Annotated in this window: 14 protein-coding genes; 5 read left to right on the forward strand and 9 right to left on the reverse strand. The window is 53.8% G+C overall.

Translation table 11 applies throughout. The features are described 5' to 3' along the window. Positions 1-117 precede the first annotated feature (117 nt). Positions 118-1500 (reverse strand): PLP-dependent aminotransferase family protein, encoded by a 1383-nt coding sequence (locus E0L35_RS00960; RefSeq protein ID WP_138799344.1) that lies wholly within the window; start codon positions 1498-1500, stop codon positions 118-120. Between the two features lie 187 nt (positions 1501-1687). Between E0L35_RS00960 and dctP the strand changes: the two genes are divergently transcribed. The 5 genes from dctP to glp all read left to right on the forward strand — a co-directional run bounded on the left by dctP (position 1688) and on the right by glp (position 7357). Then, positions 1688-2743 carry a TRAP transporter substrate-binding protein DctP gene (gene dctP / locus E0L35_RS00965; RefSeq protein ID WP_249362063.1) on the forward strand — a complete coding sequence of 352 codons (1056 nt, stop codon included), beginning with the start codon at positions 1688-1690 and terminating at the stop codon, positions 2741-2743. A gap of 72 nt (positions 2744-2815) precedes the next feature. Beyond that, a complete protein-coding gene (locus E0L35_RS00970; protein ID WP_027957017.1) occupies positions 2816-3328 on the forward strand; it encodes a TRAP transporter small permease subunit in 513 nt (170 codons plus the stop codon). After that, positions 3325-4647: a TRAP transporter large permease subunit gene (locus E0L35_RS00975; RefSeq protein WP_138799346.1), complete on the forward strand. Its 1323-nt coding sequence runs from the start codon at positions 3325-3327 to the stop codon at positions 4645-4647. Before E0L35_RS00970 ends, E0L35_RS00975 begins: the two co-directional genes overlap by 4 nt. 8 nt (positions 4648-4655) lie before the next feature. Then, positions 4656-5933: a hydroxymethylglutaryl-CoA reductase, degradative gene (locus tag E0L35_RS00980; RefSeq protein WP_258955994.1), complete on the forward strand. Its 1278-nt coding sequence runs from the start codon at positions 4656-4658 to the stop codon at positions 5931-5933. Positions 5934-6151: 218 nt separating this feature from the next. Next, positions 6152-7357, forward strand: coding sequence for a gephyrin-like molybdotransferase Glp (glp, locus tag E0L35_RS00985; RefSeq protein ID WP_138799347.1), 1206 nt, complete (start codon positions 6152-6154; stop codon positions 7355-7357). An 18-nt stretch (positions 7358-7375) separates the two neighbouring features. Here glp and E0L35_RS00990 read toward each other — a convergent pair whose 3' ends face one another. The 8 genes from E0L35_RS00990 to E0L35_RS01025 form a co-directional block, all read right to left on the reverse strand. Then, a complete protein-coding gene (locus E0L35_RS00990) occupies positions 7376-7783 on the reverse strand; it encodes a hypothetical protein (protein ID WP_022521842.1) in 408 nt (135 codons plus the stop codon). Position 7784: 1 nt separating this feature from the next. Beyond that, on the reverse strand, positions 7785-8345 hold the full coding sequence (locus E0L35_RS00995; protein WP_138799348.1) for a chemotaxis protein CheW: 561 nt from the start codon (positions 8343-8345) through the stop codon (positions 7785-7787). After that, positions 8335-10014: a diguanylate cyclase gene (locus E0L35_RS01000; RefSeq protein ID WP_022521844.1), complete on the reverse strand. Its 1680-nt coding sequence runs from the start codon at positions 10012-10014 to the stop codon at positions 8335-8337. Before E0L35_RS01000 ends, E0L35_RS00995 begins: the two co-directional genes overlap by 11 nt. A gap of 69 nt (positions 10015-10083) precedes the next feature. Next, complete coding sequence (locus E0L35_RS01005) at positions 10084-10440, reverse strand: response regulator (protein ID WP_022521845.1); 357 nt, start codon at positions 10438-10440, stop codon at positions 10084-10086. Positions 10441-10509: 69 nt separating this feature from the next. Continuing rightward, positions 10510-12639: a response regulator gene (locus tag E0L35_RS01010; RefSeq protein WP_022521846.1), complete on the reverse strand. Its 2130-nt coding sequence runs from the start codon at positions 12637-12639 to the stop codon at positions 10510-10512. A gap of 2 nt (positions 12640-12641) precedes the next feature. Then, a complete protein-coding gene (locus E0L35_RS01015; protein WP_138799349.1) occupies positions 12642-14084 on the reverse strand; it encodes a protein-glutamate O-methyltransferase CheR in 1443 nt (480 codons plus the stop codon). Then, entirely contained in the window at positions 14081-15148 is a 1068-nt protein-coding gene (cheB, locus tag E0L35_RS01020) for a chemotaxis-specific protein-glutamate methyltransferase CheB (protein WP_022521848.1), read from the reverse strand. The genes E0L35_RS01015 and cheB overlap by 4 nt, the downstream gene beginning before the upstream one ends. A 12-nt stretch (positions 15149-15160) precedes the next feature. Continuing rightward, the gene (locus E0L35_RS01025; RefSeq protein WP_138799350.1) at positions 15161-17203 is read right to left on the reverse strand and encodes a methyl-accepting chemotaxis protein; all 2043 of its coding nucleotides are present in this window, start codon (positions 17201-17203) and stop codon (positions 15161-15163) included. Between the last annotated feature and the right edge of the window lie 118 nt (positions 17204-17321).

Below are 17321 nucleotides of genomic sequence, written 5' to 3' on the forward strand. Positions count from 1 at the left end.
TTCCAGGCTGCCGCTTGCTGTAGCAACAAGTTTGCGTGGCGACTTGTATTGGGGTTGCGCTGTCGTCGCGCTCTTGAAAGTTAGTGTCAATGCAATAGCTGCATTGGTTTTAAACAGCTAGCTCAGTGCTTCTTCCTTTAGAAAGTTTAGTAATAAAGGGTGATTCGCTAGAGCAATATTGATTCGAAGAGCTGACCCTGACTCGTCATTGCCTAAAGTAAACAAATTTCCAGGTGCTAGGAAAATCCCCTGTGCAGAGGCTTTTTTTGCTAGCTCAAGGCCGTCTACGCTTTTTGGTAAAGGGCACCAAATGTAGTAACTCCCGGTGGGTGGCTGAATTTGGTTGAAACCAATATTTTTCAACGAGGAGATCGCTGCTGCGCTAGCCTTGGCCACTCTTTCGCGTAAACGAGTCATTTGGCGACGATAGCGACCATGAATGATCATTTCATGGATCATCCTTTCAATAATGCTTGAACTGGTAACCACCGTGAGCATTTTAATATCAATCAGTGACCGAACCAGCGTCTGATTAGCTGCAATGTAGCCACAACGCATACTGGCAGATAGCGTTTTGGAAAAAGTGCCAACGTATATGACTCGGTTAAGGCCATCGAGCGAAGCAAGGTGAGGCGTTGATCGGGGGAGAATATCACCAAAAGGGTCGTCTTCAATGATGGTTAAATCATGCTGTTCAGCGATACGTAATAAGGCATGCATATTCTGGAGAGACATGGATGTGCCGGTAGGGTTGTGAGCCATAGGCTGAACAAACAAAAGCCTTGGCCGGTATTCCCGGATACTCTGTTCCAGCATATCGAGATCCAGCCCTTGAGGTCCTCTAGTGATGCCGATGGTTTTGGCACGCTGTAGGCGTAATTTACCAAACATTGGGTAATAACCAGGGCTTTCAACTAGCACCACTTCACCGGGCTCTACAAAATGCCTAACAATCAGGTCGAGTGCATGGTTGGCGCCGAACGTCATCAAGATTTGATTTGGATGAACGCTAATTGCACGATCGTTTAGCGTTCTGGCGATATCTTCTCGCAGGCCGATCAATCCCTGAGGGTTGCCGTATTCGAACTCATCTCTGGCGTCATTATCCTGATTGCTGCGTTTGAAATAACGGCGTATGTCCGAGCTTTCCATCCAACTTGCCGGCAGGCGTCCATCTCCGGCTCTGACTTCATAATGCTGATTCAATTGTTCTCTTAATAGAGAAACCAAGTCGACCGCTTCAGTAAAATGTTCAGGCTTGATAGCTGGGTGAGCTGGTCTGGTTGCTTCCACATAAAAGCCAGAACCGCGCCGAGGGCTGATATATCCAGTCGCGACTAAGCGGTCATAAGCATCAATTATAGTATTTTTTGAAACCCCAAAGCTCAGGGTTGCATTGCGAATGGAGGGTAATCTTGTCCCCGCCGTTAGCTGTCCCTGCTCAATGCGCTCAATAACTGTATTGGCGACTTGTTGTGCTCGAGTTGGTTTTTGCTTCATAAAAGGCTCAATTGTACCCATTAATTAAAGGGTACAGTACATGGGTCAATTTTGAATATTGTACCTTGTCCAGTTTTCTCTATCACCCTAACTTAAGATAAGAGTATGTTTTATTTCTAACAATAATCGGTGATGCAGCAGTCTCTAGTTAGCGCTAATAGCACTGCCATTCACCATGGAGAGCATCGTGAACTTAACAACCATAAATAAAAGCTGGTTCTTTTTAAAAACGATCGCAGCTGTGTCCGCTATGACAGCCTGTGTGGCTCCTTCTATTGCTATTGCCGAGGATCTGCCCAGCGTAAACTGGCGAATGCAGGCGCTTTGGGATGCGGGGACGACGCCCTATGAATACGAAGAAAAATTTGTAGAGCGGGTGTCCGAATTAACTGATGGGAAGTTTGAAATTCGATTGTTTGCCGGTGGACAATTAGTGCCAGCGGCCCAAGCATTTGAAGCTGTACGTGCAGGTGCTTTCCAGATGATGAAGACATTTGACGGCTATGAAGCAGGTTCTATACCTGCTTTCGCGTTCACCAGCACAGTACCGTTTGGTTTTCCTGAATCTGACCAGTACGAAGCTTGGTTCTATGAGAAAGGGGGAATTGAGCTGGCTCGTCAGGCCTATGCGTCAGCTGGTCTCTATTACATTGCACCTACGGTTTATGGGCAAGAACCCATCCATTCTAAATTTCCTATCGAATCTCTGGATGATCTGGATGGCAAAAAAGGCCGTTTCGTTGGCTTGGCCAGCACGGTGATGAGCGAATTTGGTGTGTCTACGACAGGGTTGCCTACGGCAGAGGTGTATCAAGCACTTGAAAAAGGGGTCATTGATCTTGCCGATCGCGGCGACCTGACCGCTAATTTTGAAGCAGGCTTGGGAGAAGTGGCCGGATATATAGCTGTACCTGGCTTTCACCAACCCACGACAGCTACCAGTTATGTAGCGAACCAAGCGGCTTACGATAGTTTACCTGACTCTTACAAAGCGGCCTTGGAAGTGGCTGCCCGTGAGATTTCGTCTTCTTTACGGCAGCACATCCTTGCCCAGGATACTGTTGCTCTCGAAGAGTTCGAAGCGCAAGGCGTACAGATCACCCATTTGAGCCCCGACCTCATTGCAGAAGGGCGCCCGACCGCGATGAATGCATGGAGGAGAGCGGCTGGAGATGACGAATTGGCTAACGAAATTCTCAATAGCCAAATCGAATTCATGCAAGAACTTGGCTTGATTGACTGAGTTCCTACCTTACGGTTCCGCGCGCTGGCAATCCGGTAATAGGCCGGATTGCCTTCCCATCGAGGTTCAATTATGGCTGTTCTTCTTGGCTACTGCCGCCTTATAACGGCTCTTAACCGTTGGGTGGCCACGGTTGTATCGGCTTTTGTCTTCATTATGGTGGCCGTCATCAGCTACGAAGTAGTGTCCCGCTATTTTTTCAATGCACCCACTACCTGGGCTATGGAGCTTGCGACACTATTATTTGGCCCTTACTTCTTACTGGCTGGCCCTTATATTCTACATACTGCTGGACACGTCAACGTTGACATACTTTACCGTAAACTGCCGTTTAAGTTGGCAGGCTTAGTAGACTGTCTAACATATGCGCTGATTGTTGTAGTAACGGTGATTTTTATAGATCAGAGCCTACCTATAGCGCTGAATGCCTACGCAAGTGGTGAAACTTCATTTACCTCTTGGAATCCCCCCGTCTGGCCGGTGAAAGCGCTTATTCCGATCGCTTTTTTATTGCTTCTCATGCAAGCGCTGGCTGAAATTATTTGGGCAGTTAAGCGTATTCAAGGTCAAGAGGTGAAAGCATGAGTTCTACTCTTGTCCTTTCAATGATGTTTGTCTCACTGTTGGTATTGTTGCTCAGCGGGATGCCTTTAGCATTTGTACTGGCATTTTTGGCAATTTTATTCACAGTCATACTGTGGGGAGCTGATGCACTAGTGCTGACCGTTCTCCAAACCTTTGATGCAATGACATCAGACATCTTGCTGGCTATCCCACTCTATGTGCTGATGGCAAGCGTGCTTCAGCGCTCAGGTATTATTGAAGCGTTATATCGTGCAATGGAGCTCTGGTTCCGACGTTTGCCGGGAGGATTGGCCGTCGGTACCGTGGCGATCTGTACGGTGATGGCGGCGATGACCGGCATTGTTGGGGCGGCTGTTGCGGCAATGGGCATCCTCGCATTGCCATCTATGCTACAGCGCGGTTATGACCAGCGATTAGCACTGGGCACAATCTGTGCAGGAGGTACATTAGGCATTCTGATTCCCCCCTCAATTATTACGATAGTATATGCTTCTACTGCCCAGATATCAGTTGGCAAAATGTTTGCTGCCGGTATTGTTCCAGGAATAATACTGGCAGGACTGTATATTTTTTATATTATTCTGAGAGCAATTATCCAGCCAAACCTAGCTCCTCGGCAGTCTGGAGAAAAGACAAACCTAGGGGAGATGTTGAGTTCTCTTAAAGCTCTGATACTACCAGTACTGATTGTTTTATCCGTGCTGGGTAGTATCTATGCAGGTATTGCCACGCCCACCGAGGCAGCAGCAGTGGGTGTTGTTGGGGCGTTGATTTCAGCGGCCTTTCAGAAGCAGCTGACATTTAAAAACTTATCTGCTGCATCTATGGATACCTTGCGTGTGACCACTATGATTATGTGGATCACGATTGGGGCGAAGGTATTTGTATCCATCTTCACCGGCACTGGCGGGGCGGACTCGCTTTTACAATTCATTCAAGACCTTGAAATGAATCGCTGGTTAGTACTGCTTTCCATGATGCTGGTTTTAGTCTTCCTTGGGTTATTCCTGGATGAAATTGGCATCATCCTTTTATGTGTGCCTGTCTTCTTACCTATCATAAACGCCTTTCAATTTGATCCGGTCTGGTTCGGAGTGCTTTTCCTTATTACTGCTCAGATGGGTTATATCACCCCGCCTTTTGGCTACACGCTTTTTTACATAAAGGGAGTACTGCCACCTGATATTGGTATGGGAACTGTATACCGGGCCATCGTACCCTTCTTAGTTTTGCAGCTCATTGCATTAATTTTATTTATGCTTTTTCCCGAAATCGTTACTTGGCTGCCTGAACAACTTTCACAGACAGTACGCTCTTAAAAAAGGAGATAAAAACAATGACTACAACGACTTCTCGTATTCCAGGGTTGCACAAAATGTCACCTGAAGAGCGGCTACAAAAGGTAGTGGAAGTCACTGGGTTGAGCGAGGATGTTGTCAGGCACCTGGGTAACACGGGCAACCTGGATTCAGCCACAGCCGACTCCATGATCGAGAATGTCATTGGCACCATGAACATTCCTTTGGGTGTGGCGACCAATATGCTGGTAGATGGGCATGATGTCCTAGTGCCCATGGCGACAGAGGAGTCTTCGGTGGTAGCTGCTGTCTGTAACGCAGCCCGTCAGTGCCGTTCAACCGGCGGTTTTAAGACAGACATGTCGAATTCTCACATGATTGCCCAGGTTCAGTTGCTGGGTGTTCCGAATCCTGAATTCGCTCGTTTGCAGATACTAGAGCATAAGTCGCACGTTCAGTTGATATGTGATGAAACAGATCCGGTCTTGCTTAAACACGGCGGCGGGTTCCGTGATATGGAGGTGCGTGTTCTGAAAGGACGCACTGGGCCAATGGTGGTCACCCATCTGATTGTCGATACTCGTGATGCAATGGGCGCTAACGCAGTGAATTCCATGGCGGAAGCCGTAGCCCCCCATATTGCAAAATGGACGGGAGGGAAGACCTATCTGCGTATTTTGTCCAACTTGGCGGATCGTCGGTTAGCGAGAGCACGGGCTACTTGGGCTTTGGACGAAATTGGTGGTGCAGAGGTTCGTGATGGCATATTGGCCGCCTATGACTTCGCCGATATTGACCCTTATCGCGCAGCCACGCATAACAAAGGCATCATGAATGGGGTAAGTGCTGTGGTACTGGCAACTGGAAATGATTGTCGGGCCGTAGAGGCGGGAGCCCATGCTTATGCTGCTCGTACGGGGCAGTACAGCTCATTAACACGATGGGAAGCCGATGCTGACGGAAACCTGACCGGCACTATTGAAATGCCTTTGGCGGTAGGCTTGATTGGTGGAGCCACGCGCTCTCACCCTACAGCGCGTATTGCGCTGGATATAATGAACATAACGACTGCCGAACGGCTTGCCTGCACTATTGCTGCAGTCGGTTTGGCTCAGAACTTCGCTGCACTCAAAGCACTAGCGACGACGGGCATCCAAAAGGGTCATATGGCACTCCATGCGAAAAATATTGCGGTCATGGCAGGTGCGGTTGGTGACGAGATTGAGAAAGTAGCCGACGCGTTGGTGAAGCTTGGTAAGGTAAGGGTCGATGTAGCAGAAGAAATTCTCAACGAGGTGCGACAGTAACGCCTTAGCCAGCTTATATAAAACTGACTAGTCGTCTAGCTAGATGTAACCACCACTACGGGCTGTTTCTGACCGTTGATCGTGGCATTCTATCTACATCGGTAATCTACTCTTTAAGGTTAACGACCCCGATTTTTCTGTTTTAGAGACGACTATGCCATCACTTCATAATACCCGGTTCATGCTCGCCAACCTGGTCATCCCTGGCCGAGGTCAGCATGAGTGACTTGCAGCCGATATCAGCCGCGCTTGAAGCGCTACTGGCAGACGTCAACGTAATAGACGTAGAGAGTGTTCCGCTGGAAGCCGCTGCCGGGCGTGTGTTGGCCGAAGCCGTCACCGCACAGCTGGATGTGCCGCCGTTCGATAACAGCGCAATGGACGGATACGTTTTGCGCGCTGCCGATGCGGGGCAGTGGCTGCCGGTGAGCCAACGCATTGCTGCCGGCACGCAGGCGAAAGCGCTTGCACCTGGAAGCTGCGCACGTATTTTTACCGGCGGTGAGATTCCTCCCGGTGCCGACTGCGTGGTGATGCAGGAGCGCGTACAAGTTGACGGTGATCGTGCGCTGATGCCTGCGGACATTCCCGCAGGTGATAATGTCCGCCGCCAAGGGCGTGACGTGCGCCAGGGCAGCATACTATTAGATGCTGGTGAGCGGCTCGAAGCAGCGGCCCTTGGCCACTTGGCAGGTCAGGGTATTACTCAGGTCAGCGTGCGCCGGCGCCCCCGTGTGGCGCTGCTTTCGACGGGCGATGAGATTATTGATCCGGGAACGCCGCTAAAGCCAGGTCAACTCTACAACTCCAACCGGCCGATGCTTAGGCGCCTGTTAGAGAACTTTGGCGCCGAGGTGGTGAGTACCGTTAGTGTGCCGGATGACTATGCCCGCACCGTGGCACTGTTAACGGCCGCCGCTGCTGAGGCAGACCTGGTGGTCACCACTGGCGGCGTCAGCGTCGGCGAAGAGGATCATGTCAAAGCTGCGCTGGAAGCGATTGGCCAGCTCGATATGTGGAAGCTGGCGATCCGCCCCGGTAAGCCGCTAGCACTGGGTCGTTTGCCTCGCGATGACGGCAGCCAGGCGCGGTTTGTCGGTTTGCCAGGCAATCCGGTCTCGGGGTTTGTGGGTGCTTGGCTGTTTTTACGTCCCTTACTGGGCGCAATGCTTGGTTGTCCAGCGCTAACATCGCTGCCAGCGGTGACCGCGAAAGCGGGGTTTGCTACCTCCACCGGCCCACGTGAACACTATATGCGTGTAACGCTTGAGTTCACGCCAAGCGGGGTGACGGCGACGGCCTTTGAGGATCAGAATTCCGGGGTGCTTTCATCCTGTATTAACGCCGATGCTTTTGCAGTGATTCCGGCCAATAGCGACATAGCCGAGGGCGATGCCATTAGCTGTTTGTGGTTGGCTGGCTAAGAGCAGGGGCTGAGAAAGCTAAGGATTAAGCTTGCGGGCATCCAGTAGCAGTACTAGCTGTTGCTGGACGAAGGTTAACCCGCATAGCGCCGTGGAAAATCGGCGGGAAAGCAGCAGTTTAGGCAGCGGGTAGAGCGTGTTGGCCGGCAGTTGCTGAAGCGTTATGTCACCGCTCACGCCCAGTTGCCAAGTGCTGTTGTTGTCGCTGGCTGCTTGAGCGTCGCGCAGGGTGAGCCAGCGGTTAGGTGGGGAGTCATGGTCTCCACCTTCATAGAGCAGCGTTTGAGCATTGGCAGTGCGCGGTGCCATGGGATGATCGGTCATGGCCAGCACATGGCGCGCTTCCAAGGCGGTACGGTAAGGCCCTACGCAAAACAGCACCAAGGCAACCTGGGCCTGTTCATGATGGCCGCGATGCAAGGGCACTTTAACCAAGCCCCTGCTGGTAGGCGTCGAAGAGCGCCTCTGGGTCAAGCAGGGCAAGCGCTTCTTGCTCATCTATCTGCCATAGCGCGCTGACATAAGGGCGCAACGTGCCGGAAAGCGTCTCTGGCGGCGCTTGCAGCATACTTTGAGTGACCTCGCACACATCATCAAGCTGTTCAATACGCACACCGCTAGTAATCCCTGCCGCGCTCACTAACAGAATCATCCCCTTACTGCTACCTTCCGGTGCAGGTAAACCGAGTAGTTGATGCAGGCTAATGACGGACTCGATAGTGCCCCGCAGGTGCAGCACACCTTCGGTAGAGAAAGGCAGTCCCGGCACGTAATAGACGGGTTGGTCGCTGGATAGAATTTCACTCACCGCGCTGCCGGGTAGTGCAAAAGGCTGGCCGTTGAGCCGGAAGAGCACTAGCTGTTGGGTAGGCTCATCAATATCTACCACCGCCTCAGCATCGCCGTGTGCTGCTAATGCCTCGTCAAGGGTTTGGGTAGCGGGCGGCTGGTCATTTGCCTCGCCGTTGCGGGGAAATTCAGCGGTCATCGGCCAGCTCCGGCGATATCACTACCTGATTGCGACCTTGGTGTTTGGCGCGATAGAGCGCTTGGTCGGCGCTTAAACGCAGCGGCTCGGTAGAAGGTTGTGCGGGGAAGCTGCTAATGCCTGCACTGAAGGTGCAGCGAAAGCGAACCTCACCGGCGTGAAAATCGACCAGTGCAAAATCCTCGCGCAGGCTATCGATTAATGTGGCGGCTTTCTCGGCATTAATGCCCTTTAACAGCACAACAAACTCTTCTCCGCCGTAGCGGCCGATAATATCGGAGAGACGCAGGCGACTCTTTAATAGTCTTGCCAGGGTGATAATTACCTGGTCACCCGCCAAATGACCGTGGGTGTCGTTGACATGCTTGAAGTGATCAATGTCGATCATCGCCATGGCGTGCTGGCTATTATCACGGTGCGCCTGAGCGAGGTTTTTATTGATCAGTTCAGTGGTGGTGCTGTGGTTATACAGCCCGGTCATGCTGTCGCGGGTCATTAATGAGCGCAGCAGACGCAGGCGTTCGGCGCGCAGTTGCACGGCAGAGACCAGCTCTTCGGGCTGAACGGGTTTGGTGAGAAAGGCTTCAACCCCCGCAGACATAGCGGATATCTGCTTTTGGCTGTCGGTTTCACTGGAGAGATAGATAATCGGTAGACCCAGGTGTTCCGGCTGCTGGCGAATAATCGATGCCAGCTCTTCCCCAGAACACACCGGCATATACACATCGACCAACAGTAAATCGGGGCTAAAGCGCTCCATTACCGTGAGCGCATCGGCGGGATGGTGAACCTGATGAGTCAGCATTCCGCTCTCTTCAAGCAACAGAGCGTGGTAAGCGGCTGCTTCGGGCTCATCATCCACCACTAGCACCTTGAGTGGCTCTTCTGCCGCCGGAGCGGTCAGTTCATCCACTGCCAGCATCAGATCCAGCGGTTTTACCGGTTTGGTAAAGTAGCCGCCGCAGCCTGCACGAACGGCACTCAGGCGCGAATGAAAGTCGCTGTGGGCCGACAAAACGATGGCAGGAAGCGGTTGGCCTGTCAGTTTGTTTAAGCTGGTCAGGGTTTCAGTGCCTGCCGTCTGCCCTTGGGGGAACTGCACATCCATGATGACTGCGTCAGGGCGACGAGTGAGCACGGCGTTAAAAAATGTGTCTGTATCGATAAACTGAACGACTTCGTGACCAAAGCAGCGTAGGTGATGGATTAATTGATCGACCTGCTCGGGTTCATCGTCGCACAGATAAATTAACCGCTGGCGCTTATTGCGCAGTGGCTCAACCTGGCTGGAAAGCTCGAAGCTGTTTACGGCCGCCAGCGCTTGCTGTTGACCGTGGTGGGAGCGCAGGTGCTGCTGCTCGTGACCCATCTGGAGAAGCAATTGACTGATAAACGTATCGATATCGGCGCGGGCGGGGGAGGTAGTGAGCGCCTCCTGCGCCTGATCCGCCAGCAGGGCAAGCCGCTCAAACCCCAGCGACCTCCCGGTTCCTTTCAAACTATGAAAGAAACGGTGCAGCTCTGGCGCGAGCCGCGCCTGTTCTTCGCTCGTCGTGCGACTCTGCTGCCACAGCTCGGCGGTTTGCGCTAAGCGGGACGGAAGCTGCTCAATAAAACGCTCACGCAGCTGGTTCAGCTTATCGTGCAGCGAAGGGGCGGGCTTAGACATCAAACTACCTACGTAAGTGAACGAAAGCGGCGATCCATTCCATCAGTGATCCATTCCCTCTAGCGATGGTTACTCATCAAGCGCCTGTTTTACTGCGGCCTCTAGGTTGGATGCCAGCTCGGCATCTTTACGCAAACAGGCATGCAGGCCTGGTGTTTGCTGAAGCGTTGTGTCCGGCGTGTCTCCGGTGAGTAAAATAAACGGTAGGTGATTAGCCTGCTCGCGCAGCATCGCCAGCAGTGCTACCCCACTGATGAGGGGCATATGCATATCGCTGACAATCAGCTTGATATCGCTGCGATTATCTAGCTGCTCGACGGCTTCCATCGCGTCAATGGCCAGCAGCGTCTCATGACCCTGATGCTCAAGCAGTGCCGCCGTCATTTCCCCGGCAAGCGGATCGTCGTCTACGACCAGGATAGGCATTCCATGACCTCATGGTAGTTGTGTCTTTGATGGCTATGTCATTAACAGTCGTGTCAGTATCACTCGTGATTAACCCAGTAGGGCCTGGAGTGTCTCAACTAAATTGTTTTGGTCAAAGCTACCTTTGACGATATAAGCGTCAGCACCGACTTCAATACCGCGTCGCCGATCAGCCTCCTTTTCCCGCGAGGTGATAATAATAATTGGCCGATAACGATAAACCTCATTTTCGCGCAGTCGGGCAGTCAGCGCAAAGCCATCCATTACCGGCATCTCAACGTCGGTAAGTACGGCATCAAACGGCTCTGCCAGTGCTTTGGCTAATCCGTCGCGACCATTTTCGGCCAGAGTAACGTGGTAGCCCCACGCTTCGAGTACATCTTTCTCTATTTCGCGGGTATTCAGTGAGTCGTCGACCACCAAAATGCGTTTCGCGAGAGCGGAGGATGCACGCTCTTCGTTAGCACGTTGGGCACTGTGTCGGGTGACTTCCAGTAAAGCGGGTACGTGGAGTAGGCTTACCAGCGCATTGCGTCCCATGGAAACCATGCCCGAGACCAGCGGTAAATAACGCAGATGTACGGGCAGTGGCTTGATGATCATATCGCGTTCATCAATCAGGGAGTCAATAATCAGAGCAAGCTTCTGGTGCCGCTGGTGGACGACCAGCAGTAGGGTAGTATCAGTACCGGACGCCGTCTCTGGTAGCTCAAGCAGTTGGGCTAGCGATACCACCGGCACAAATTCATTGCGTAAAATCAGCGTGCGCTGACCCGCAGCATCAATAAATGATTGTGATGAGCACTCTACCAACTCTGATACGTAAGGCGCCGTTACCCCTAGGTTGACGCCGCCGACGCTGACCAGCAGTACCCGCATCATCGCCAACGAGAGTGGCAGGCGCAGAGTAAAGCGGGTGCCGCTACCGCGTTCGCTGGCAAGCTGCAGGTCGCCGTTAAGCTCATCCACCACGGTGCGCTTGACTACATCCATGCCCACACCGCGGCCAGAAAAGTCGGTAATCATGCTCTTGGTAGAGAAGCCCGGCAGGAATATAAGCTCTAGCGTTTCCTGTACGCTCAGTGCATGGAGCTGCTCTTCGCTCACCAACTGCTTGGCGAGCGCTTTTTGACGTACCGCTTCAAGCGAAATACCCGCGCCGTCGTCACGCATCTCTACCACCACCCAGCCAGCATCCTGCCAGGCTTCGATAATCAACTGCCCACGGGGAGGTTTACCCGCTACCTGGCGCTCGGCAGGCAGCTCTAAGCCGTGATCCAAGGCATTGCGCAGCAGGTGAATAAGCGGATCCGACAGGCGATCAATCATCTGGCGATCAAGTTCGATTTCGCTGCCTCGCACCCGGCAGTCGACCTGTTTGCCGAGTGACTGGGCCAATTCCCGGGACATATGCGCGAGTGGATCAAACACCACGCTTAGCGGCAGCATGCGCATTTGCAGTGCGCGGTCGTGTAGGTCGCTCATCAGCGAATCGTGGCTTAACACGCTATCTTTCAGCTCACGGTGAAAGGCGTGAAAAGGCCCCTGCTGTTCGGCAGGAGGTGTGATGCTTAGCTCACGGGCTTGGTCAACCAGGGTATGTAAATGATGATGGCCGGAAAGCACTTCGCCCATCAAACGAATAACATCGTCCAGTCGATCCAAGCGAACCCGCACAGTATCGCTGAGCCGCAGTTCGCTCTCCGCCACCAGCGCAGCGGAGGAAGGCGGTGTTGAGGAGGACGGTAGCGCAGGCACAGAGGATGGCGCCGCCTCAGCGGGAGTAATGGGCGGGGGTGGGGCCTGACCGAGGGCAGCCGCTTCCAGGGCGCTACATAGCGCCTCATCAGCCGCGGGTAGGTCGTCACCTGTCGCTCCTTCGGCGAGTCGACTGACTAAGTCAGCAAGACCGTCAACCGCCTGGCTGAGCAGGCTGGTCACCGTTGGCGTTGCGGTTAGGGTGCCGTCGCGCAGAGCGCTGAGCAGCTCTTCAGTGCTATGTGCCAACGCCGTAATTGGCACCAGTTTAAGCATTCGCGACGAGCCTTTCAGCGTATGCGCTGCGCGGAACAGGTCGTTGATCTGTTCGCGATCAGCATGGCCCTGCTCCAGTGCGCTAATTCCTTCTCGCAAGCGGGGCAGGTGGTCGGCTGCCTCTTCCACAAAGCGTTGTATAAAGCGGCGAATATCCAGCGCCATAATTAACCCACTCCCTGGGTGGTACTGGTTGATGCCAGTGTTAGGTTCACCGCGTCTAAATAACGTTCGGCTAGAAAGCGCGCATCGCCTGGCGGTAGTGGTGGGGTGATGGTGTCTAGCCCTCCATCAGAGGTGGGCGCGGTGGTCAGCAAACGAACCACCGCAGCATAGCGCTGCTTGCGCTGTAATGGCTTGTCGGCCAGTTCACCTTGGCGATAAAGTTCAGCTAAATAGAAATGGGCCGGCCAACACTCCGGGGCAGCGTAAATGGCCCGCTTAAAATGCTCGTAGGCGAGCTGGGGCCGCTGCTGCCAGCGGGCGACCAACCCGGCCAGCACCAGCGCATCGATCGACCACGGCTGTTGCTCAAGTAGCGCCTCAAGCAGCGTAGCGGCGTCGTCAAACGCATTTTGGTTGAGCAACCGATGGGCGGTGTGCAGTTGGTGGCTAATGCTGTCCGTTGGCTCTTTTTCCGTTGCATGCTGACGTGGCGCCTGGGGTGCCACGTCAGTGCAGTTGTCTAACGCTAGCTGTTTATTTGCGCTCTCAGCAACGCTAAGACTGTCTTCAGTAATACTGTCTTCAGCCATGTTGTCCATCGCAAGTAATGAGGGCTGAAGGGGCGTCTCTGGCACTATCGCGGGTTGCTCTACATGGCGAAAGTAAAATACGCCCTGAGCTTCGGTCAATTCAAACACGCCGAGATCGTTACCCAGGGTTTCGGTGACGCCGCAGAGTAAAATGCCATTGGGGGCCAGCAACTGGCTAAGTTGCTGATGGATATGGCGCCGCGTCTGCTGGTCAAAGTAGATCGAGACATTGCGAAACAGAATTACATCAAAGGGGCCGACGGGGCTGTCTTCGTTGGCGTTTAACAGGTTAAACGGCCGAAAGGTTACCCATTGGCGCAGCGGTTCGTGAAGCTTGTAACGCCCCTTGTGGGGGCTGAAGTAACGCTTTTTGAAGGCGGGGGAGAGGGCGCGAAACGCCATGCCGCCATAAACTGCCTGGCGTGCCTTGGCGAGGACTTGGTGATCCAGGTCGCCGCCGGTAATAGTAAACAGTGCTTTGGCCCGCTCGCCAAAGCACTCAAATAGCATCATCGCTACGCTATAGGGCTCTTCACCGGAAGAGCAGCCCGCGCTGAAGATAGAGAGCGGCGGCTGCTCTGTTGTTAGGCGTTGCGGTAAATAGGTGTTGACCAGCCAGTCCAGGGCGTCAGGTTCGCGAAAAAAATAGGTTTCGTTGACCGTTAACTGGCTGACAAATTGATCGAATAGCGCCGTGTCACAGCTTAATTGCTTGAGGAGCTGAGTGATGTCGGTTAGCCCCGTGGAGGCCTGTAAGCTGGCTACTGCTCGGAATAGCCGGGCTTCGGCCAAGCCATCTAGGTGTAAACCGCAGCGTTGATGCACCAGAGCTTTGAAGGGAGCAAACGCACTCATGCCAGAGGCTCCGGTCGGCTATCCATGCAGCCATGGACATCGCGTAGCAGTCGATCCGGAAGGCTATCGAGCGGTAATTCATACTGTATGACGCCTGCTTTGACGGCTTCCTGATTCATGCCATAAATCACCGAGCTAGCTTCATCTTGCGCGAAAGTGGTTCCGCCTGCGCGATGTATCGCCCGCATGCCATTCACTCCATCGCGGCCCATGCCGGTCAAAATAATACCAATCGCATCGCTGCCGTAGACCGCCGCGACACTTTGCAGCAGCACATCGCAACTGGGGTGGTACAGGGAGCATTCAGGACTGGGTTGAAGCTGGAAGCGGTGGCGGGAGGATACGCATAAATCACGCTCGGAAGGTGATAGGTAAATATGCCCAGGGCGTAGCCGTTCGCCCTCTTGACCCACGCTAACCGGCATAGTGCAAAGGGATGCCAGCCATTGCGCCATGCCATCAATAAATCCATGACTGATGTGCTGGGCGATCACAATGGGGGCTGGAAACCCGCTGGGTAGCCTCCGCAGCACCCGCACTAAGGCTTGCGGGCCACCGGTTGAGCAGGCGATCGCGACCACGTGCTGGAAGTTACGCGGCACCCCCCGTGGTGTTACAGCAAATGTCGCTATTGGAGGAGAGGGGGTGGGTGCTAAGCCGCGTCGACGTAGACGAGTGATGACCGCCACGCCGGAAAGCAGGCGTACACGCTCCAGCAAGCGTTCGGCATCGGCTCCTTCCAGAGTGGGTTTAGGCATGACCTCCAACGCGCCTACCTCAAGGGCTTGATAAGCCGTTTGCGCATCGGAGCGGTCGCTGACTACCAGAATGGGCACTCCTTTGCTGTACATGATCTCTTCGATCGCGGACAAGCCGTCCATCACCGGCATGTTGAGATCCATGGTGATCAGCTGCGGCGCAAGGCGCTTGGCCAGTTCCACCGCTTCGCGACCATTAGTGGCTTCCCCCACGATCTCAATATCATCGTCCCGGCTGAGGATATCGCGTAGCACGTCGCGGGCTACTTGGCTGTCGTCGGCAATGACTACCCGAATTACACTCATCCGGTATCCTTATCAGCGATTTTTATTTGTTAGGGTGAACTCCTGCACCAGCGCGTTAAGCTCAGCCGACATATGGATCATGTCCTGGCTAATATCGGTAATACTGCGCACTGAGTGTGCGTTGCGAGAACTGGCCGTATCGATATCGCGTAGCGCCATCACCACCTGGCTGCTGGCGGTTTTTTGCTGCTGTGTGGAGAGCGATATCTGCTGGGCCGCGCTGCTGGTTTGACTCGCCGCCTTGAGCAGCGCCTCCAGATCCTGGGCGGTACTCATGCTTGCCTCAACGCCCTGCTCGATTGAGGAGGCACCTTTTTCAGAGGCCACCACCAAGCGATTAATCGCCGTCTGAATATCATCGGTATGCGCTTCAATCTCTTGGGTTGAGTCGGTCACGCTGTCAGCCAAGCGGCGTATCTCACTGGCGACAACCGAAAAGCGGCGGCCCGATTCCCCTGCGCTTGAAGCTTCCAAGGCGGCATTAAAAGCGATCAGCTTGGTCTGAGCGGCCAGGGTGTTGATCAGCTCCATAACCTTGTTGATCTGTTTGGATTTCGCCCCCAGCGTCATGATCTCTGTCAGGCTCTGTTCGCTGTCGCTACGGATATCCTGCATTTTTGACTGTAGCAGCTGCATGGCCGAACTGCCTTTCCGGCTGCGCTCCAGCGTCTGATTGGCAACGTCGACCACCGACTGAGAGTGATCGGCAATTTGGGTTGATGAGGTAGAGAGTTCTTCCATGGTGGAAGTTATTTCCGCTACCGAAGAGGCCATTTCCTCGACCGCTGCGGCCATGGTTTGGCTTGCTTCATGATCGATATCGCTACCGTGCACACCGGAAAGCCCGGCGGTTTTCGCCAGCCGGTCAGCGACTTGCGTTAGTGCCTGAGCGTTTTTGGCCACTGCCGCAATAGCGCGGGAGAGGCGCTCAAGGAGCTCGTTGGTTTGGTTGGCTAAGTCGCCAAGTTCGGCTTTGTCATCGGTGCTGACCCGCCGCGAAAGATCCAGGCTGTAGGTGATGTCTTTCAACTGGCGCTGGAAATCAATCAGCGGGCGGATGAGGCTGCCAGTCAGCGGGTAGAGTACCAGCAGCCCAACGAGCAGAATGAGCAGCCCTATACCGCTGGACTCCAGGAAGCGCTCGTGGGTGGACGCCAGGTACGCCTTTTTATCGACTTCCACCATTAGGTAGCGCTGCAGCTCGGGGAGCCAGATCGTGCTGACCAACACTTCTTGACCGTCACGGGTCGCTTCATGCACCTGTAGCTGCTCGTTTTGCAGCAAACGCTGCGACGCTTGCTCTGGTAAGGCCTCGGTGGCTGTTGCGACAGTAGGAGCTGATTCATCACTACGATTGGCTTCGCCGCTGCGAACAAGCAGCTCACCCTCGGCGCTGAGCAGCGAGGCGTGTCCGCTACCGCCTAAGCGAAAGTCATCAATCAAACTGGCCATTTGGGAGAGATCAAGCCCCGCACCGGCCACGACCAGCGGTCGACCGTTGGCGGCATTTACCGTGCTGCGATAATTGACGTACACAAAGGCATCGTCGGGTGAGAAGGTGTCGCTATCTAAATTTAGCTCGTAAGCGTTGTCGCTGTCAGTAAAGTGGTAGTACCAGTCATCTTCGCTGCCGGGGGGCTGGATAATGCGCTGCAGAAATTCACCGTTGCGCAGTTGGAAATAGTAGCCCCGACCCTGGTGTTGAGCGGCGATAAACAGCAGCTCGGTGTCTAACTGCTCCATAAGACGCGCTAGATACGCCGCAATGTCGTTTTGTCGCTCTTCCGGTAGGCCTTCGCGAACCCACTGCTCAATAAAGTAGCTATTGGCCAAGCTTTCGGAAATGGCAAGATCCTGGCTAAGGCTGAGGTTTATATGCGCTGCCAGCCCTTTGACCTGTGCCGGTAGCTCTTGATTAAGCAGGTTATCCAGCCGCGCTTGGCTGTGTGAACGTGCTTGAAGATAGAGCGCCAAAAGCATCGCGAATGCTAAGACTGTCCCAAAAGAGAGAAATAGACGAAGCCGTAAAGGTGGGGATTTCCAGCGCGCCATCATGTTCGCCGTTGCTCCAAAGTAAACGGTGGCCCTAACGGCGCTGCTCAATAGCGCTCAGGGTTAGAAGTAGAGTGATACTTACCATTCTACTTAGGGTAGTGGCAACGATTTCAGCTTT

Origin of the sequence: Halomonas sp. ATBC28 (assembly GCF_005937175.1) — a bacterium.
GTDB lineage: Bacteria > Pseudomonadota > Gammaproteobacteria > Pseudomonadales > Halomonadaceae > Vreelandella > Vreelandella titanicae.